Origin of the sequence: Limosilactobacillus reuteri subsp. reuteri (assembly GCF_000016825.1) — a bacterium.
Taxonomy (GTDB): domain Bacteria; phylum Bacillota; class Bacilli; order Lactobacillales; family Lactobacillaceae; genus Limosilactobacillus; species Limosilactobacillus reuteri.
This window is the reverse complement of record NC_009513.1, coordinates 1,056,954-1,075,000: the sequence shown is the minus strand read 5'-3', so window position 1 is coordinate 1,075,000 and position 18,047 is coordinate 1,056,954. Positions and strand designations below refer to the sequence as shown.

At 37.1% G+C, this 18,047-nt stretch carries 17 protein-coding genes, 2 rRNA genes and 1 riboswitch (1 of these 20 only partly in view); of the genes, 6 read left to right on the top strand and 13 right to left on the bottom strand.

All coding sequences use genetic code 11. The features are described from left to right. Together LREU_RS05380 and rrf are read left to right on the top strand one after the other, a co-directional pair. Nucleotides 1-366, top strand: a 23S ribosomal RNA gene (locus LREU_RS05380); it begins 2,556 nt to the left of the window's first position. A gap of 79 nt (nucleotides 367-445) precedes the next feature. Further along, nucleotides 446-562: ribosomal RNA gene (rrf, locus tag LREU_RS05375) — 5S ribosomal RNA — on the top strand. A gap of 363 nt (nucleotides 563-925) precedes the next feature. On the opposite strand, the gene tnpC (LREU_RS05370) is transcribed toward rrf, so the two are convergent. The 4 genes from tnpC (LREU_RS05370) to LREU_RS05355 all read right to left on the bottom strand — a co-directional run bounded on the left by tnpC (LREU_RS05370) (nucleotide 926) and on the right by LREU_RS05355 (nucleotide 3,870). Beyond that, nucleotides 926-2,455, bottom strand: a complete 1,530-nt coding sequence (gene tnpC, locus LREU_RS05370) for an IS66 family transposase (RefSeq protein WP_003667087.1) — start codon at nucleotides 2,453-2,455, stop codon at nucleotides 926-928. Nucleotides 2,456-2,521: 66 nt separating this feature from the next. After that, entirely contained in the window at nucleotides 2,522-2,878 is a 357-nt protein-coding gene (gene tnpB / locus LREU_RS05365) for an IS66 family insertion sequence element accessory protein TnpB (RefSeq protein WP_003667088.1), read from the bottom strand. Further along, nucleotides 2,868-3,056: a hypothetical protein gene (locus tag LREU_RS05360; RefSeq protein ID WP_003667102.1), complete on the bottom strand. Its 189-nt coding sequence runs from the start codon at nucleotides 3,054-3,056 to the stop codon at nucleotides 2,868-2,870. The genes tnpB (LREU_RS05365) and LREU_RS05360 overlap by 11 nt, the downstream gene beginning before the upstream one ends. 172 nt (nucleotides 3,057-3,228) lie before the next feature. After that, nucleotides 3,229-3,870, bottom strand: coding sequence for a phosphatase PAP2 family protein (locus LREU_RS05355; protein ID WP_035164274.1), 642 nt, complete (start codon nucleotides 3,868-3,870; stop codon nucleotides 3,229-3,231). A 144-nt stretch (nucleotides 3,871-4,014) separates the two neighbouring features. Between LREU_RS05355 and LREU_RS05350 the strand changes: the two genes are divergently transcribed. Together LREU_RS05350 and LREU_RS05345 are read left to right on the top strand one after the other, a co-directional pair. Beyond that, a complete protein-coding gene (locus LREU_RS05350; RefSeq protein WP_003667683.1) occupies nucleotides 4,015-6,321 on the top strand; it encodes a glycoside hydrolase family 31 protein in 2,307 nt (768 codons plus the stop codon). A 157-nt stretch (nucleotides 6,322-6,478) separates the two neighbouring features. After that, nucleotides 6,479-7,738 carry a chloride channel protein gene (locus tag LREU_RS05345; RefSeq protein ID WP_003667685.1) on the top strand — a complete coding sequence of 420 codons (1,260 nt, stop codon included), beginning with the start codon at nucleotides 6,479-6,481 and terminating at the stop codon, nucleotides 7,736-7,738. Between the two features lie 75 nt (nucleotides 7,739-7,813). Here the strand turns inward: LREU_RS05345 and thiE are convergent, their stop codons facing one another. Genes thiE through thiM form a run of 3 tightly spaced genes read right to left on the bottom strand, consistent with a single transcriptional unit; the run spans nucleotide 7,814 to nucleotide 10,078 of the window. Then, on the bottom strand, nucleotides 7,814-8,461 hold the full coding sequence (gene thiE / locus LREU_RS05340; RefSeq protein WP_003667687.1) for a thiamine phosphate synthase: 648 nt from the start codon (nucleotides 8,459-8,461) through the stop codon (nucleotides 7,814-7,816). Then, nucleotides 8,458-9,276, bottom strand: a complete 819-nt coding sequence (thiD, locus tag LREU_RS05335; RefSeq protein ID WP_012390570.1) for a bifunctional hydroxymethylpyrimidine kinase/phosphomethylpyrimidine kinase — start codon at nucleotides 9,274-9,276, stop codon at nucleotides 8,458-8,460. The genes thiE and thiD overlap by 4 nt, the downstream gene beginning before the upstream one ends. After that, complete coding sequence (thiM, locus tag LREU_RS05330) at nucleotides 9,269-10,078, bottom strand: hydroxyethylthiazole kinase (RefSeq protein ID WP_003667689.1); 810 nt, start codon at nucleotides 10,076-10,078, stop codon at nucleotides 9,269-9,271. The genes thiD and thiM overlap by 8 nt, the downstream gene beginning before the upstream one ends. Nucleotides 10,079-10,135: 57 nt before the next feature. Beyond that, nucleotides 10,136-10,241, bottom strand: a riboswitch (TPP riboswitch). A gap of 116 nt (nucleotides 10,242-10,357) precedes the next feature. Here thiM and LREU_RS05325 point away from each other — a divergent pair. Then, nucleotides 10,358-10,663, top strand: a complete 306-nt coding sequence (locus LREU_RS05325) for a hypothetical protein (protein WP_003667690.1) — start codon at nucleotides 10,358-10,360, stop codon at nucleotides 10,661-10,663. Beyond that, nucleotides 10,664-12,553: a DUF6933 domain-containing protein gene (locus tag LREU_RS05320; protein ID WP_003667691.1), complete on the top strand. Its 1,890-nt coding sequence runs from the start codon at nucleotides 10,664-10,666 to the stop codon at nucleotides 12,551-12,553. A gap of 146 nt (nucleotides 12,554-12,699) precedes the next feature. Here LREU_RS05320 and tnpC (LREU_RS05315) read toward each other — a convergent pair whose 3' ends face one another. The 6 genes from tnpC (LREU_RS05315) to LREU_RS05290 all read right to left on the bottom strand — a co-directional run bounded on the left by tnpC (LREU_RS05315) (nucleotide 12,700) and on the right by LREU_RS05290 (nucleotide 18,000). Beyond that, complete coding sequence (tnpC, locus tag LREU_RS05315; protein ID WP_003667693.1) at nucleotides 12,700-14,244, bottom strand: IS66 family transposase; 1,545 nt, start codon at nucleotides 14,242-14,244, stop codon at nucleotides 12,700-12,702. A gap of 70 nt (nucleotides 14,245-14,314) precedes the next feature. Further along, on the bottom strand, nucleotides 14,315-14,671 hold the full coding sequence (tnpB, locus tag LREU_RS05310; protein WP_003667694.1) for an IS66 family insertion sequence element accessory protein TnpB: 357 nt from the start codon (nucleotides 14,669-14,671) through the stop codon (nucleotides 14,315-14,317). Then, on the bottom strand, nucleotides 14,661-14,849 hold the full coding sequence (locus LREU_RS05305) for a hypothetical protein (protein WP_003667696.1): 189 nt from the start codon (nucleotides 14,847-14,849) through the stop codon (nucleotides 14,661-14,663). Before LREU_RS05305 ends, tnpB (LREU_RS05310) begins: the two co-directional genes overlap by 11 nt. Before the next feature lie 191 nt (nucleotides 14,850-15,040). After that, on the bottom strand, nucleotides 15,041-15,553 hold the full coding sequence (locus tag LREU_RS05300; protein WP_229281147.1) for a Crp/Fnr family transcriptional regulator: 513 nt from the start codon (nucleotides 15,551-15,553) through the stop codon (nucleotides 15,041-15,043). Between the two features lie 1,040 nt (nucleotides 15,554-16,593). Continuing rightward, nucleotides 16,594-17,025, bottom strand: coding sequence for a hypothetical protein (locus tag LREU_RS05295; protein ID WP_003667698.1), 432 nt, complete (start codon nucleotides 17,023-17,025; stop codon nucleotides 16,594-16,596). A 15-nt stretch (nucleotides 17,026-17,040) separates the two neighbouring features. Next, nucleotides 17,041-18,000, bottom strand: a complete 960-nt coding sequence (locus LREU_RS05290) for a hypothetical protein (RefSeq protein WP_003667700.1) — start codon at nucleotides 17,998-18,000, stop codon at nucleotides 17,041-17,043. Nucleotides 18,001-18,047: the final 47 nt, after the last annotated feature.

The window sequence follows — 18,047 nt, the reverse complement described above, 5'->3', positions numbered from 1 at the left end:
GGTCCCAAGGGTTGGGCTGTTCGCCCATTAAAGCGGTACGCGAGCTGGGTTCAGAACGTCGTGAGACAGTTCGGTCCCTATCCGTCGCGGGCGTAGGAAATTTGAGAGGACCTGTCCTTAGTACGAGAGGACCGGGATGGACATACCGCTGGTGTACCAGTTGTTCCGCCAGGAGCACCGCTGGGTAGCTATGTATGGACGAGATAAACGCTGAAAGCATCTAAGTGTGAAACTCGCCTCGAGATGAGATTTCCCATTTCCTTCGGGAAAGTAAGACCCCTCAGAGATGATGAGGTAGATAGGATGGAAGTGGAAGTGCCGTGAGGCATGAGCGGACCATTACTAATCGGTCGAGGACTTAACCAAGGAGCGGTAAGGTTTATTGGAAGAGAATAGATAGGATTTAGTTTTGAGAGCACAAGCTCTCGTCCGAAGGGACAAAGAGTGTGGTGATGATGGCTTGAAGGATACACCTGTTCCCATGCCGAACACAGAAGTTAAGCTTCAACACGCCGAAAGTAGTTGGGGGATCGCTCCCTGCGAGGATAGGACGTTGCCGCGCAATATAAAAAAGGGTATGCATTGTTTAATACAGTGTATATCTTTTTTTAGTAAGCTTATCAGTAAGCAGTCAATAACAGTACGTCTAGCCCTAGCTCCTCCTGATCTCCTATACTGAGATTATCATCAGTAAAGAGATTTTTATGTATGACAGAACAAAATGAAATTATTATTCTGGTTTTCAAAAATAAAGCAAGTGATTTTAAGAAGCATGCTTTTACGGCAGAGCCGTGCCGTAAAAATCAATGTAAATGAAGTCGAATTAACTATTTTTATCGAATATTTGTAAGCAGTCCATATTGACACATTATTGACAGACAAAAAATCCCCGTAGAATCGTCCTTGATGGCTTCACGGGGATTTTCTATTCGTGACATTCTTCTTGTACGCTTTTTGACCACGGCAAAAAAGCTGCCAGATCTTGACAATTGCTCTCTGGTAGGTGATCAAACAAGTATTTTAAGTACCGCTGGACGTTAAGCTGGTTTAGTTTAGCTGTTTCTACTAAGCTATAGTAGACGGCGTTCGCCTTGGCACCTTCTTCGGTTTTTGCGAATAGACAATTCTTTCGAATTAGTGTTGATGGCCGAATACTTTGCTCAACTGAATTGTTGCTTAACGGTAATTGTCCATTTTCAAATACACGATACACTCGTGATTTTAACTGGATGGCGTTCTGAATTGCCTTACGCAACTGTCCAATCGGCTGGCTAATCTGGCTAATGTAATTGTAAAATTTATCCATTAGCGGTTTGACATGGATTTGCCGTTGCACTAACTTCTCATTAGCCGTTTGATAACTCAACTGGTTTTCCGAATGGAAAACCTGACTAAGAAGAGTTATTGCTTGTTGCGCTTTGGACGCCTTCATTGTTTTGGGAAGTGCCTTAACCAGTTTGACAAACTCTCGCCGAATATGCACTAAGCACGAACCAAATTTTGCTTGCGGATAGAGTTGATTACTATACCCTTTATACCCATCGCACATGATAATACCCGGATAATTATTACCGACTATTTGTCCAATGATTCTACCAGAACGCGTATTGGCATGATGAAAGACTACAACCGGATGTTGGGCAAACTCTTTCGTTGTCCGCGTTACCCAGAAATAGTCTTGGGATTTAGGACTATCAACGACTTTAAAAGGTGTTTCATCCATATGAATGACTGGTTCTTGTCTAATTATATTGCTTAAATACTGATACAACGGCTCTAAGTACGTTTGACTAACTTTAATAATATTCGAGGCCATTTGCTTGGCACTAACAGGTAATCCCAGCCCTTGTACAAAACCTTCTTGCCGATGGAAAGGCAACGCCAGATTAAATTTTAAATAGGCGATGAATGCCATAGTACTGCTTGAAAAGTAACTATGTGGTAATAAAGCCATGGGCGCCTTACTAGTTACCAATTTATCATTTTCATCTTGACTACAGTGTTTACACTTATAGCTTTCCTCATATAAGTTGGCACAATACAATTCGGGCTCTTTTAGTCTAGCTTCCCGTCGTGCCAATCGTTTTCCAATATGAGCCATTTTGTGCTGACAATCTGGACAGGCAGTCGTTTTTAAAGAAACAACTTCCTCGACTTGAGGAAGTTGGTCTAAAAACTCTTGACGAGTTAGTTGCTTCTTTGCTGGTCGATGACGTACGACCTTAGTCGTAGTTGTTTTAACTACTTCAGTAATCTCTTGATCCAAGTTCAGATCATCAACTGGATCAAATAGTGATAGTTGTCCATCAGCTACCTGCTCTAAAACTTCAGTTTTTTTTCCAAAAATTATTTCCTGCAGTTGCTTAATCGTAGCTGCTTGTCGTTCAAGTTGTTCTTGCGCTTTCTTCAACTGCGCACGTAGTGCTTCGTTTTGTTTCTTTAATGATTCAGTCATTGTACGTCACCTCCGATCTAATAAACTTTTGTTATTATATCAGAGCCAAAACAGTTTAAAAAGAGCTTAATATAAACTTCCTGGTTTAATTTTATGAATGCTTCGCTCGGGGAATGGGGATAGACCTGTAAATAAGGCATTTAGTTGCGCTGGCTTTAGTTCTTTAACTTCACTTTTGTTCTTAGGCCATCTTAAACTCCCATTCTCATATCTTTTATATAGCAGAATGAAGCCTTCGTCATCCCAATAAAGGGCTTTGAACCGATCGTTGCGACTACCACAAAATAAAAAAAGCGAATTATTATATAACTCCAGTCCAAAGTTCTCCGCAACTACCATCGCTAAACCGTCAATTCCTTTACGGAGGTCTGTTTTACCGCAAACAAGGTAAACATGCTCCGGTGTCTGCCAATTAATGAGCATAACGAATAACCACTTTAGCTATATCAGTCGCAAGACTGAGATTAGCTCCCTTAAAGATCGTTAATTCAATGTTATCAACTTGTAGTTTTGCGGCTGGCCGAGGAATAAATTCATCCTTATTAACAACTGAATTCTTGGGCTTAAAAATTGGTGATACAATATCGTGTTTTCCTTCCATAAGAAAAAGCCTCCTGTACTAAGATTGCTTTTAGTATAGAAGACTAAGTTTTTGATGGCTAGACGTGTCAATATGGACTGCTTACGAATATTTGAAAATTAAAATTTATTTCAATTAAAGTAAAACACCAAACTATAACTTTTATATCGATTATAGTTTGGTGTTTTGATAATTAGACTTTATTAACTGGCTTTTGTAGCCAATGAAAGAAAATAGCGCGCTGACTATTAGCTAATGACCACCATCCACTAGCTAATAAAAAGGCCCCGATCACATCGGAAGTAAAATGAGCTCGTAAATAAACTCGCGAATACATAATAATAATGATCCATAGAGCGCCGACGATTGCTAAGATTACTTTCTGCCACTTAACTTTACAATAGGGTAAAAGGAGAGCTAGGATCGTAAAAGTGAAAATAGCAGTTGAAAAGGTATGTCCACTTGGGAAACTATATCCACTAACATCAATTAACCGAAAGGAGGGACGAAGACGAGTAACGCTATACTTGATGAAGATAACTAAACAGTAACCAATAAATTGTAACATGCCATACCAGACGCTATCGGTTGCCCTTCCGCGCCGCCATAATAGAAGCATTAAGCCGATTGTTATAATTCCAACTGTAACTGGGTCACCCATAAAAGTCAATTCAGTTAAGATAGTGGTTTTGACTTTAGATACTGGAGCAGTCAGCGCAAAACCACTTGTATCGATTGAACGAATAAATAGAGATTTAGTTAAAACATTGAAGAGTAATATTCCGAATAAAATCCAACAAAAGAATCCGAATCCAATTTGTGCTTTTTTATGCATTATTTTATAAGCCTCATTCATTTTCGTTATCACATTTAATTATATCCTATTTATTCTTAAAAAGTTATTTCCCCCTTCACGAAAACGTTTACATTTAAAATAAATGCGATACAATAAAAGTAAAAAAGAGGAAGGGCGACATTAATGAATAACCAATTACGTGGATACGCAACTGTTGATCAAAGGATTACGATTAATTATCAAAACAGTTCAATTGTTTTATCAGTTATTACGCCTGAAATTATTCGGGTATTTCAAGATCACGGTGAAAAAGGAGCATCATATGCTATTGAAGGCAACAAAACAATTAAAACTAACTTTACTGTCTTAGATCATGGTGACCATCTTGAATTAACTACGGCGGCGTTAATTGTAAAAATATACGACGATGAGAAAATAGATGTTTATGACAAAGATGGTCATCCATTAATTATTGATTATCAGGGCAAACGAACACCAATTGACCGTGGATTAGATGAGGCTCATGCAAAATTAGTTGCTGCAGAAGGTCACGATATTGCTGGTGGAAGTGACCAGGATAAGACATATTTTGAGGTAATTAAATCTTTAGCTACTGATGAACAGATATATGGTCTTGGCGATAAAACCGGGTACTTGAATAAACGAGGCTACGAATACGATAACTGGAACACTGATAATCCAGCACCCCAAGTAGAAAGTTTTACCCGGCTTTATAAGTCTATTCCTTTTATGTTAGGTTTAAAGAATGGTCATCCATACGGTCTCTTCTTTGATAATCCTTATCGTAGTCATCTTGATTTAGGAAAAGAAAATGTCAATTACTACTTTTATTCTGCAGTTGCCGGTAATCTTGATTATTACATTATCGGGGGCCCGCACTTGAGGGATATTGTTACAAATTATACTTACCTTACTGGGCGCGTTCCATTGCCACAAAAATGGGTACTAGGTTATCAGCAATCACGTTGGGGGTATAGTGTAAGTCCTGAAAAAGTTCAAGAGATTGCGACTAAATTGCGAGAAAATGATCTTCCCTGTGACGTGATCCACTTTGACATTGACTATATGGATGGTTACCGAGTATTTACTTGGAACAAAGAAAAGTTTACTGATCCTCAAGCATTTGTTTCAAAGTTGAGAGACCAAGGATTTAGAGTAATGCCGATTATTGACCCCGGTGTTAAGCAAGATAAAAAGTATAAAATTTATAAAGAAGGAATTAAGAAAGGATACTTTGTTAAGAATCCTGATGGAACTGTTTATGTTAATAAGGTTTGGCCTGGTGATGCTGTTTTCCCTGACTTTGGCCGAGAAGAGGTACAACAATGGTGGGCTGATAATTGTAAATACCTTGTTGATACCGGAACGGCTGGAATTTGGGACGATATGAATGAACCAGCATCATTTGAAGGTGAAATTCCTGACAACATTGTCTTTAGTGATGGAAAATACCTTTCTACCCATAAGAAATTGCATAATGTTTACGGACACAATATGGCAAAGGCTACTTACAATGGATTAAAGAAATACAGCCATAAACGACCTTATGTCATTACCCGGGCGGCTTATGCGGGAACGCAAAAGTATTCAACCGTCTGGACAGGGGATAATCAAAGTTTGTGGCCTCATTTACAAATGATGATTCCTCAATTATGTAATTTAGGAATGAGCGGCTTCACCTTTGCTGGAACTGATATTGGTGGATTTGGTGCAGATGCGACGGCAGAAATGCTGACACGGTGGATTGAGGCAGCCTTATTTAGTCCTCTCTATCGTAATCATGCTTCAATGGGAACCCGTGCACAAGAACCTTGGGTATTCGGTGAACCAACGCTTTCAATCTACCGGAAGTACTTAAAGTTAAGGTATCGTTTTATTCCATTCTTATACGATCTTTGTTACAAGGAAACAAAGAATGGGCTCGGAATAATGCGTCCGTTAGTATTAAACTACGATCAAGACCCTGCTGTTCGGACAATGAACGATGAATATATGGTTGGCGATGAATTACTAGTTGCTCCAGTAGTCCAAGAAGGCCAAAATACGCGAGCAGTCTACTTGCCAGCAGGGGAGTGGATTGACTTTTGGAACGGTGTTGAATATGCAGGTAAGCGGTCAATTTTAGTCGAAACGCCAATTGATAAGTTACCATTATTCGTTAAAAAGAATACGATTATTCCATGGGGCCCTGAAGTAAGTCATATTAGTGATGAACCTAATGAAACAATGACCTTCCGCTTATATGGACAACATGCCTCATATATTCATTACCAAGATAATGGCCTTGACTTTGCTTACCAAGGCGGTGAATACAACCTTTATCAAATCAAGGCTTCTCAAAACGGAGCAACAATAGATATGCTTCATAATGGTTATGATAAAAATTATCGAAAGATCTTTGTAGAATTAAATGATCAAAAATTGACATTTGAATTTGATCCACAAACACAGACGTATGTCCAACAATAGTCTGAGATAGAAATACGACCGAGAAAGAAGTTTAGCGCTTATTCTTCGGTCGTATTTTAGTTTACATAATATCCAACATATTAAAAGATTGCTGTTATCTTTTTACATTGATCCGTGATAAACTGGAAGGTGATTTATTTTTATAGGAGACGAAAAGATGAAAGAAACGCAAGAGAACATTTCATTAGCTATTGCAACGGTTGTTCTTGGAATAGTCGTTGGGTTTAGCTCATTGATCCTTAGCGCTATTCTAGATTTAACAGAGCATTATTTTTTAAATTTTAACGAGACAAATAAGATTCCGGTTAATATTAATATTTTTCCTATTCATCGATTTGTCTCGGTGCTAATAGGGGGGATAATCGCTACCATTATTTGGTACTTTCTTCAGCGCCATTATCATCCAGTTAGCATTAAAAATGCCCTAAATGGTAAAGAGATGCCGTTAAGAAAAACATTTATTCACGTAGTTACCCAGATCTTTTTTGTAGGGACTGGGAACTCGATCGGTCGTGAATTAGCCCCACGAGAAGCAGGGGCGGCTATCGCTCAGAAATGGTCCCGAGTGCTTGATTCTTATCGATGGTTGCACATCAATGATGAAGATAAACGTTTATTAATCGCCGCTGCTGCTGGAGCTGGCTTCGCGGGGGTCTATATTGCACCTATTACAGGAACTGTTTTCTGTTTAGAAATTTTATACCGGCGCATTAATACTCGTTCAGTTTCCGTTAGCTTAATCATGTCAGTAATTGCAACGATGATTGGTTCAATTTTAAAAGGATTCGAACCATATTATATTGTCGGAAGCCGTGATTTCTCTTTGCTATCCGTTCCATTAGCAATTGTATTAGGCTTAATCCTTGGAGTAACCGGAACCTGGTTTAAACAAGGAGTTAAAGCAGCTTCTAGTAAACGGGCAACGGGTAAAAATATTTTCTGGCAATTACCACTTTTATCATTCTCAGCAGGAGCAATTGCAGCCTTTTATCCGCAGATTATGGGGAACGGGCGGGGACTTGCTCAATTAGCTATGAATACGACCACTGTCAATTCCCAGGTCCTAGGAGCGCTCTTGTTTGGCCTCGTTGCTAAAGTAGTGGTTACCCTATTTACAATCAAATGTGGGGGCTATGGAGGAACACTGACGCCATCGATTGCCGCTGGAGCAGTTATTGGAGTATTTCTCGGTATTCCTTATATGCACTTTTTCCCGATTGTGACTTTAACGCAGTGTGCAGTTATCGGGGCCTCATTATTTTTAGCAGCATCACAACAAGCACCGTTAATGGCATTATTTATGTTATTTGAAGTTTGTCACCTTAACTTTACAGCTTTTCTTCCCCTGGGGATTGGAGTCGCAATTTCAATTGGAATTTCAAAATGGATGCAGGAAGCAAAAGCAAGGACAAAATAATCTTTAGTAAAAAATATTACCTAATAAAATGGCAAGGCTGAAAGAGAAATCCCTTCAACTTTCAACCTTGCTATTTTATTTATACAAATTCTTCATTTTCTTTACAGTTGCTACAAGATCCTTGCTATCAAAGACTAAGGAAATAACAGCTAGACCTGCAACTCCAGTGTCGTGAACAACTTTCATATTTTCTTCATCGATACCCCCAATTGCAACTACAGGACGCTCACTGATCATGTTTAAACGTTCAAGACGATTGATCCCAATAGCAGTATCGGCGTCAGACTTTGATTTTGTAGGGAAAACAGGACCACAACCGATATAATCAATAAAGTCCATTGTATTAGCACGTTCAACTTGTTCTGGTGTATTACAGGAGTAGCCAATGAACATCTGATGACCTACGGCGACAGATACCTGTTCAATCTTAGTATCATTTTGCCCAACGTGAACCCCATCAGCGTTAATTTGCTGGGCCAATTCATAGTCGTCATCAACAATCAATGGAATTCCATAGTGCGTACATAAGGTCCGTAATTCTAGTCCTAAGTCTACTCGTTCATTAGGCCGTAACTTCGAGTTTCCTTTTTCTCGATATTGGAAGGCGGTGATACCACTCTTCATTGCTAGCTCCACTTTTTCGAGAAATTTAACAACGTCATTATGAACATCTTGTGTTCCACCAACTAAGTATACTTGTAACATTTTTGGATCAAATATCATTTTAGATCGTCTCCTTCAATTTTAACCCAGTGATTAAGTGGCCCATGCCCATGACCAACATTAATACCCTTACTAATCGTCTTTTCGACATATGTCTTCCCAATCATAATTGCCTGTTCCATGGAGTGACCCTTAGCAATTTCCGCAGTAATACATGCAGAAATTGTATCACCAGTCCCATGAGTATTTTTAGTATTAACACGAGGCGCAGTTAACCACATATCATTACCATCTTCAAATAAAATATAATCATCAGCCTTGTCTGAAGATTCTGCATGGCCACCTTTTATGAGAATATTTTTTGCTCCGCGCTCTTGTAATTCGCGGGCAGCCTTTTTAATATCATTTTTATCCCTTATTGCAATTCCCGTCAACTCACAAGCTTCTGGAATGTTTGGCGTAACCAGAGAGGCGAGGGGGATAAGTTCATCCCTTACAATTGAAATTGCATCATCACTAAGTAACTTTGTGCCCCCTTTTGCTACCATGACCGGATCGACAATAAGCGGTCCTAAATCATATTTCTTTAAATTTCGGACAACTGCTCTTACGCGGATAGGGTCAGCCAGCATCCCCGTTTTACAAGCCCTGATTTTCAAATCATCAGCAATTGAAGCAAATTGCTCATCAATTAATTTTTCAGGCATTGGCAGGGCATCTTGCACTCCTAATGTATTTTGCGCAGTGACTGCTACGACTACCATTGCTGAGTATACGCCGCGCATTTGCATCGTCTTTACATCTGCTGGAATACCAGCACCACCGCCACTATCAGTTCCAGCAATTGTTAGAGCCTGGGGATAATCATTAATCAAGGTAATCTTCCTCACTTTCATCAAAGAATTCTAGTAATGCTTTCGTATCCATAATCGAAAGCTGGTCAAAAAATTGTACTTGCCACGAACCGAGTCCGACTGAATAACGGTTAGCTAATACTCCAGCAGCAGATACCAAAACCGTTGCAACAATACATGCATCCCAAGTATTAGTAGTAATCCCTAAAAATGCAGCGATGATACTAGAAAGCATGTCGCCACTACCCACATTCATCGTTAACATCTCGGCAGAAAAGGGATTTTCATAGACAACTTGCCCATCAGTTATTATGTCAGTTTCACCAGTCAAGACTACAATTGAATGGTAACGTCGAGCACACGTTTCGGCAATTTGAACCTGATTAGGAACTTTACCAGCGTCGATTCCATGACTAGTATTGTCAGCTTCTACTAAAGCAGCAATTTCACTGGCGTTACCACGAATAACATCAAAATGAAAATCATTTAGCAATGAGTGGGCAAACTTTAAGCGGGATGGAACCGCACTTACCGCTACTGGATCTAAAACGAGGGGCTTTAGTGGCGTGGCAGCTCGCAGAACCGTTCTAATTTGTGTTGCCTGATGTTCATTAATCGTTCCGAGATTGATAGAAAGGGCATTTGCTAGCATCACCATTTCATCCGCTTCAGCAGGTTCAACAGACATGATTGGCGACGCTCCGACAGCACTAACGGCATCGGCAACTTTATCAATTGTTACTAAATTGGCCAGGTTAAGGACAATCGGATTTTTAGCACGAACCCGATCGATTAGTGACCAGTTAATTTGACGTTGTACCATAAAATTAGCTCCTTAAATAAAAAATACTCAAGGTAGGAAATACACCTACTTTGAGTATTAAAGTTCGGTGCATTTTCCTACGCAAGCGTTAACTTACAGGTTCTAGAGTCCATGCGTCTCTGCACATCTCAGCCCAGCACTATGGGCACCCCTAATGCAATAAATTGTCTATTAATAGTATACCGCAAATTATTCTTTATGAATATCAATAAAGATAATTGGCAAAATGGGAATGATAATTGTAAAATGTAATAAATAAAAAGGTAGGAGAATTTAGAAATGGAAGAAGAAATACGTCAGACTACTGATAAAGCTGAAGTTGTCATTATTAATGATGACACTAGTCAAAAGTTGACATTTAGCGATGGGGGAGTAGACGGCGAATTTGAAATTATCGTCACAGATAAAAAGCCGGTACCAGAGCTCTTCCAACCTGTTGGCACCTTACCAGATGGAAAGTATACGATTAAAGGAAACTATGCAGGTCAAGACTATCGGGAAATTAAGCTCAATGGTGCTTATGAAGTCTATGGAAATCCAAAAGATGGAAATGTAATGATTACGAAAAGAGATGGGGGAAACTAAGTGTTTATTAACGTCGAAAAGAAAGCACAGAAACTATTTAATACTTATCAACAAGCAATGAGTGAAGAGACTGTGGCAGGAGCATTAGCTAATCCGCTTTTTTCATGGCATGCTACTTACTATACCGCTAAACGCAAAAAGAACATGATTTTCTTAAATGATGCTACTACCATGGCAATTGTCTTATTTGATGTAAATGCTAAAAATAAACAGACGATTAAAGAGCGGTTTGAGAAGCAACTAGCAATAATTTGGCAAGAGCTAGGACTGTCTGCTGAGTCATTGACAGATTACTTAGCAACCGGTGGGGATTGGCAAATCAATAAAACGATTCACCCTCTACAAGTAAAAACTATAACCGATTTTTATCAGAATGTCATAAAGCCACAAAAAACTAGCACTAATGAAATAGACTTAGCAAAAGCATTGCTTAAAAAGGTACAGCAAAAAGGTAGAATTTATGTTGGTAAAGGCGAGACGGTTAAGGTAATCGAAATGGCTCAACCGTTTAGCATTAAACACGTAAATTTGGAAGAACTGTACTTAAAAGAAATTACTAATAAGTTAAAGAAATTAAGTCAGGTAGATGGAGAAAAACTTACTGCCGATGGAGTTGATAATGCAATCCAACAAATCCAAGACGCAAATAATCAACTCTTAGACCTCTTTCTTGCTGATGCTAAACATAATTATAGTACTAAAACTATTCGCCGCTATCGAGATAACTTGCAATTTTATCTTAATGAATGGGTCGCCTATCGTTTGAGCACTATTTTTAATCTTGATATTCAAACTAGTGTTGATGAACTGGAATTTCACGGAGTAGGCAAAACAGAACGAACGAATATTAAGGCCTCGTTGAAAAAACTAGCAAAGTACTTAAAAGATAAAGACATTATTAGTGATAATGAATACGATGACATTCTCGTATACACGCAAAAAGATCCGGTCGACTTTGACGAAGATGAGGAGGAAGATCAAACAATAGAAGATTTTCTTGCTTCATTATTTAGTGAATCAGATAAACTTCCAGTAGTATTCGATCCACAAACTGATAAAATGATTGACGAATATCTCAAATCATTTGTTGCTTTGTATGGCCTTATTTCTGCACAACAGGCTTACCAAATTATTCATGGCCAAAATCCATCAATTGATAAAGAACGATTCGATCAATACATCCAAAATAAATTCAATGAAATGACGATGGAATACTTTATTATTGACTTTAGAGAAGAATTTAGGGATGTTGATATTGCTCCTGAAATTTTTATCTTTAGTCCACTTCTTATTAAAGATGGAGATAGACTTCCTTCGTTTTATAAACATCAACAGGGCCTTCCATACTATATTCCAGAAAAAGAAGTCTTAATTGACAATAAATTTAATCCATTTGCCAATATCAGTAACTATCAACAAGATTTGGAAGAGTTGCTTGCTAACCAATATGGATTATCTGGGGACGATGTTAAAGGCGCTGCTTTCCTATCCCTTTATCAATTGAAAATGAGCGCTTATGGACTTGAATTATCAAGTGTAAATGAGGCTATCAATAAGGTTGTTGCATTTTTAAACGAGGAGCACAGCCTTAGTGTTAAACAGGATAAAACTAATGAACCATTGATTAAACTGTTAGTATTAATTGCGACAAATATCCGGCGCCCGTGGAACCGGGGATGGTCTAATTATGAATTGTTAATGACCAAAGATATTGCTAAATTGGTTGCTGAAATGGAAATTAATTTGGAAGATCTTAAACTGTCAAATGAGATTATAAGTGGAATTCAAGCAGGAATAATTAACCGTGATGAGTTGCTTAACTTCCTTGAAAATAGTAATTTACCGCCAAAAGTAATCTCGAAGCTGTATAAACAAGCCGAAGAATTATAAAAAAGATGGAGACACGAGAAAAGCTTTTTCTCAACGTCGCCATCTTTTTGCTTATGAAGAGCTTAAATCGTAAGCAGTCAATAACAGTACGAATTGAAAAAATCAGGGGCATGAGCTACCGAAAGTGGTAATTCATGTCCCCGTTTTTATTTATGGCATTCTGTTTGGACTTTTTTTGACCATGGTAAATAAGCCTCAAGTCCTTCGTCCTTGCGGTTTAGTAAGTGATCAAAAAGATACTTAAAGTATTTGTAGATATTTAAATGGTTCTGGTTTGCAGTTGCCACCAAAGTATAGAAAATGGCATTTGCCTGAGCTCCGGCAGTACTTTTCGCAAATAAACTATTCTTTCGAATAAGAGTTGATGGACGAATCGCTTGTTCAACAGGATTATTTGTTAATGGTACTCGGCCATCTTCAAAAATTCGATACACTCGTGTTTTTAACTTTAAAGCATTGTTAATGGCGGCTCTTAAACGTCCTTGAGGAAAGTTAATGTTTTCTAAATAGGCATAGAGCTTATCCATCAAGGGTTTTACGTGCAACCGACGTTGCACTAGCTTTTCCTTATGAGTGTGATATGCTAATTGTTTCTCTTCGTGAAAAAATGGTCGCATTAGTTGTAAAACTTGGTATGCTTTGGAATTCTTCAATTGCTCCTTTTTCAATAAACATGTAATGCGGTAAAATTCACGTCGAATATGAACTAAACATGACCCAAACTTTGCTTGAGGATATAATCGATCACTATATCCACCATAGCCATCACACATAATCACTCCACTATATTGCTGACCAAGAATTTGTCCAATAGTTTTGCCTGCTCGGGTATTATAGTAATGAAACATGGTAATTTGATGTTTACTGAATTCTTTCGTTGATCGCGTTACCCAAAAATAGCCATTTCCATTAGATTCATCAATTACTTTAAATGGTGTTTCATCCATATGAATTACCGGTTCTGTTTTAACTAATCCTTGTAAATAATCATACAGTGGTTCAAGGTAAGTTTGACTAACTTTAATGATGTTCGCTGCCAATAGTCGGGCATCAACTTGTAAGCCGATGGCTTGCCAAAGCTTAATTTGACGATGAAACGGTAATGCAAGATTAAACTTCAATTCTGCTACTTTTGCTAAAATAGTACTCGAAAAGTAACTATGCGGTAAAAGACTTTGGGGCATCTCGCTACTAATTAATACCTCGCTACCATTAGAATTAATACACTCATCACACTTATATGTTTCTTGAATCAAGTTCACACAATATAATTCAGCTAGCTTTAACCGAGCTTCTCGACTATAAATGTGTTGACCTATTCTTTTCATTAATTGATGACAGTGAGGACAGTTAGTATCTTTTAATGAGATGACTTCGTTAACCTGTGGTAAGCCATCTAAAAAAGTGGTCCGCTGGCCAGATTGCTTTGCTTTCCGGTGACGCACCACTTGCTTTATCTTCTTTTCAGTCACTTTCGTGACTGAAATATCAGGATCTTGAAGTTGATCCATTTCTTGCTCACTAAATAATGATTGTTGTCCATTCACTACGGACTCCATTATTTCAGTTTTTTTCCCAAAGATTTGGTTCCGCTGAAGTTTAATGATTGCCATTAATTGAGCAATTTTTTCATTGGCATCAGCTAATTGCTGTTTAAGTTCTTTAATTTGTTCTTCTGCTGTTTGTTTCAAGGTACGTCACCTCCTTTGAATTATTCTTTGGTAATTATATCAAAGAATTTTTCTTTTAAATAGAGGTAACTCAATAAAAGCTTCCCGGCCGAGCAGCTTGAATTTTACGAATTGGGAATGGATTCAGTCCTTGCAATAACCAGTCGAGCTGTTGAGCGGATAATTTTTTTGCTTCATTACTGTTTCTCGGCCAACTAAGGCGGCCATTTTCAAACCGTTTATAGAGCATAATAAAGCCCTCACCATCCCAAAACAATCCTTTAAAGCGATCATTACGTCCACCGCAAAATAAGAAAAGCGAATTGCTATATAATTCTAATCCATAGTTTTCGGCAATCACCATTAAGAGCCCATCAATGCCCTTTCGCATGTCGGTTTTTCCGCAGACTAAATAGATATGATGTGGATCATGCCAATTAACGAGCATAACGAATAACCACTTTAGCGATATCTGAAGCCAAAATAGAATTAGTTCCCTTAAAAATAGTTAATTCGACTTCATTTACATTGATTTTTACGGCAGGGCGTGCCGTAAAAACATGCTTCTTAAAATCACTTGCTTTATTTTTGAAAACCGGGGTAATAATTTCATTTTGTTCTGTCATACATAAAAATCTCCTTACTGATGATAGTCTCAGTATAGGAGATTCGGGGTAGCTAGGGCTAGACGTACTGTTATTGACTGCTTACCTTAAATCAATTGAATGATAAGACTTCTTCAATTCAATGTTAAATTTAGTTAATATCAACAGTTAGGATATAAATAGCTATTAAAATTATGTTATTTGCATAAGGCCTACTTAAATTCCTCCCAAAAAGCCGGCTTTATAATAATTTTTCTGTAATGTCGTTCGATCCAGCCCTTTGTTTCAAACTCCTTAAAATAACGAGAGAGACTTTCAGCACTAGTACCTAAATAACTTGCGAGGTCTTTTAGTGACATCGGTAGGGTAATAGAATTTTCTTCTTCATTAATATTATAAAGATCTTCTAAATAGGCTACTAACCTAACATCAACACGATAAAAAGATAGTAATTGTGCTTGTCTTTCTAATTCAACTGATTTTTTAGCATTTAATTTTAAAAGATTTTGTCCAACTTGATGGTCTATTTTTAGTAGTTTATGAAAATCTGCTTTATAAAGGATGCATACTTCAGTCTTGGTTAGAGCAATTCCGTAAACGGTTGTATTTTGCAGATCGAACAAATAATTTTCCCCACCGTAATCTCCAGCGCCGATAATTCGGATAATATGTTCTTTTCCATCTTTATTCAACTTATAAACTTTCATTTGGCCTAAAACAACAATAATTAGCTCATCTTGTGAATCCGGTGAAAAAATAAGATCTCCTTTGTCAAAAGTTTTGTAATGTAATAAACTTTCAAGATACTTCTTACCCTCATTAGATAAATCAGTAAATAGTGGGACACGATGTATAATCTTTATTTTTCATAGCTATTATTCCTTTATTAAAATTTCAAAAGTTAATGTTCATCATTTTTTGAATTTATTAGTGAATTATAATTATCACAGGATATGAGATTGTATGTTTCGAACAGCTATGTATAGCAATTATGCGATAATAGACCAGAAAATGCAATATAAATTTTAAAAATAATTAAGAGGAGTTGATTAATATTTACTAATTATTTTTATTAGAAAACCTACGGGTAAAATGAACTAGTATAGGCCTTTGAATATCACTTATTCATTAGAGAATGCTATAAAATTAATCAATTTAGTTAAAATGTTAACTCCATTCTTAAATGATAATACATTTACCCAAAAATAAATTAGAGTATCTGAATACAGTTCATATACTCCTTCAACCGTACTAAATAACTTGTAATATGCGTATAAAATAATTGTTAGTTTTAATATATAAAGTAATTTATGATTAATAGCGCTAAATTAAGAAAAATTACTTTCGGTAAAGTTACATTCTAAATTGATTTTTATTTATAGTTGATAGAAAGAGGCTTAAATTTCATTAGGGAAGATTTTTGATGGATTTGAAGGTGCTCCATCAAAAATTACTTCGAGAATACTTGCTTTATTTAATTTGATAATAAAGCTTGTTATTAGGGATTCAAATTATCGAATGATTTGAATTATGGGTGGTTTTTTAGTAAAAGTTCGATATAGAGAGTTGTAAGTTATCTTATTAAAGTTTAGAGATTAATATTGTTTTGTGAACATAATTGTCAGTTTAACGACAAATAAAGGGCAACTATAGCAGGCACATCAGATATCTGATATTAACGGATGATGACACCCCTCACGAAAATGTGAAGGGTGTTTTTTATGGTTTTTTATGCACTAATTGTAAAAAAGTGGCTATTTAAGAATTATCGATCATCATCTTCTTTACCTACTTCTTCGTCGAAATAACCTAATCCATTTACTTCGAGTGTTTTTAGATAAGCTACCAGTTCAATTGCGGAACTAGGACTTAATTCATTTACTGCATTCAAGCCAAGGCCCGTTGGAACAGTTTCGCTCATTGCTGTAATTTGGTTATCATTCTCGATATGAACTTGTGAGCAACTAATTGCCCAACGATTATTGATGTTTGGAGCAAAGACAAAGAAGAGGTTGAAATCGGCTGAAAGATATGCCGGTAAGAACCAGGCAATGTTATCTAATCGTTCTGGGATGAGGTTACCTTGAAGTGCAAAACGATTGATATTTTCTTCGCAAGGTATTGCTTTGAGCATAAACATGGTATTTTCAAACTCTTTCATCCCCAATTTCATTTCAGGTGTAATTTTGGGTTTCATATCATCTAAAATCTCCTAACTAAAGTTTTCACGGTAATAGTTATACTTATTTCTTATATCTTGGAGTGGGGCATCCATTACGTGCATTTTCCCATGGGTATCGAGCATAAAATTTTTTGCAATTGCCTGATTGAACTGCAGGCGGAGACGAGGATATTGGATGAGAATTTTCTCGATGTTAGTTGACATAATATCGAAAGTGGCAAGATATTCAGGAACAAGAATTTTTTTAAATTCGTTAAATGTATCTGCAATCACCTCAGCATAGGCATGGTCAGCATATTTCAATTCATTTTTCTCTAATTTATCGTAATACTCGTTGCTTGTCAGGCCACGTTCATTTTTGATGTTATATTGTTCATCGTATTGGTGAGTAAGATAAGAATCCCAATCACGGTAACAATAAGTAATCATTTGAACTACTAATTGGCGGCCCTCATAATTAACATTTTTCGGAATCATTTTTCCCTGTGGATTTAACAAGTAAGGACGGATTAGCTGTCGCGTTACAATATCATAAAAGGTTCCCGGCACAAGTTCCTTATCTTGATTATCCTCATACAAATCTCCAGAACCTTCAAGCTTTTTTAGTTTACGGAGACTTTCACGGGTTTGGTTGACGGCATAAATAACATCTTCAATCTCTTGGTCAATTATTTTACGCTTACTGATCGTTTGTAAGAGGTTAGTATAGAGTCGAATTAAATTATGAAGTTCAGACTGCTGGTTAGGATAGAAACCGTCTTGTTGCTGATATTTCCTAGTTTCTCGTTCTAATTGTTGTTCAATCGCAAGTGCTTGATGCTCAATTTTAACAGGTAAGACTGGTTGCGAAAAGCGATCTTTAGCAAGTTGCTGAACTGCTTCCCGGATAATTGGTCTCATTTCACGAAAATCCGGAAAATCAAAGAAATTTTGAAAATCATTAGCAAAGTTTAGGTGTTTATATACTGCTGATTTAAGATTTCGCTTCATAAGTATTCCTCCATTTTCTTTGATTTTAATACGAAAACGAGTAAGAA

What these genes read in the sequence shown, in the direction of transcription:
- tnpC (WP_003667087.1), bottom strand. Translation starts at nt 2,455, where the DNA reads ATGACTGAATCATTAAAGAAACAAAACGAAGCACTACGTGCGCAGTTG.
- tnpB (WP_003667088.1), bottom strand. Translation starts at nt 2,878, where the DNA reads ATGCTCATTAATTGGCAGACACCGGAGCATGTTTACCTTGTTTGCGGT.
- LREU_RS05360 (WP_003667102.1), bottom strand. Translation starts at nt 3,056, where the DNA reads ATGGAAGGAAAACACGATATTGTATCACCAATTTTTAAGCCCAAGAAT.
- LREU_RS05355 (WP_035164274.1), bottom strand. Translation starts at nt 3,870, where the DNA reads ATGCATAAAAAAGCACAAATTGGATTCGGATTCTTTTGTTGGATTTTA.
- LREU_RS05350 (WP_003667683.1), top strand. Translation starts at nt 4,015, where the DNA reads ATGAATAACCAATTACGTGGATACGCAACTGTTGATCAAAGGATTACG.
- LREU_RS05345 (WP_003667685.1), top strand. Translation starts at nt 6,479, where the DNA reads ATGAAAGAAACGCAAGAGAACATTTCATTAGCTATTGCAACGGTTGTT.
- thiE (WP_003667687.1), bottom strand. Translation starts at nt 8,461, where the DNA reads ATGATATTTGATCCAAAAATGTTACAAGTATACTTAGTTGGTGGAACA.
- thiM (WP_003667689.1), bottom strand. Translation starts at nt 10,078, where the DNA reads ATGGTACAACGTCAAATTAACTGGTCACTAATCGATCGGGTTCGTGCT.
- LREU_RS05325 (WP_003667690.1), top strand. Translation starts at nt 10,358, where the DNA reads ATGGAAGAAGAAATACGTCAGACTACTGATAAAGCTGAAGTTGTCATT.
- tnpB (WP_003667694.1), bottom strand. Translation starts at nt 14,671, where the DNA reads ATGCTCGTTAATTGGCATGATCCACATCATATCTATTTAGTCTGCGGA.
- LREU_RS05305 (WP_003667696.1), bottom strand. Translation starts at nt 14,849, where the DNA reads ATGACAGAACAAAATGAAATTATTACCCCGGTTTTCAAAAATAAAGCA.
- LREU_RS05295 (WP_003667698.1), bottom strand. Translation starts at nt 17,025, where the DNA reads ATGAAACCCAAAATTACACCTGAAATGAAATTGGGGATGAAAGAGTTT.
- LREU_RS05290 (WP_003667700.1), bottom strand. Translation starts at nt 18,000, where the DNA reads ATGAAGCGAAATCTTAAATCAGCAGTATATAAACACCTAAACTTTGCT.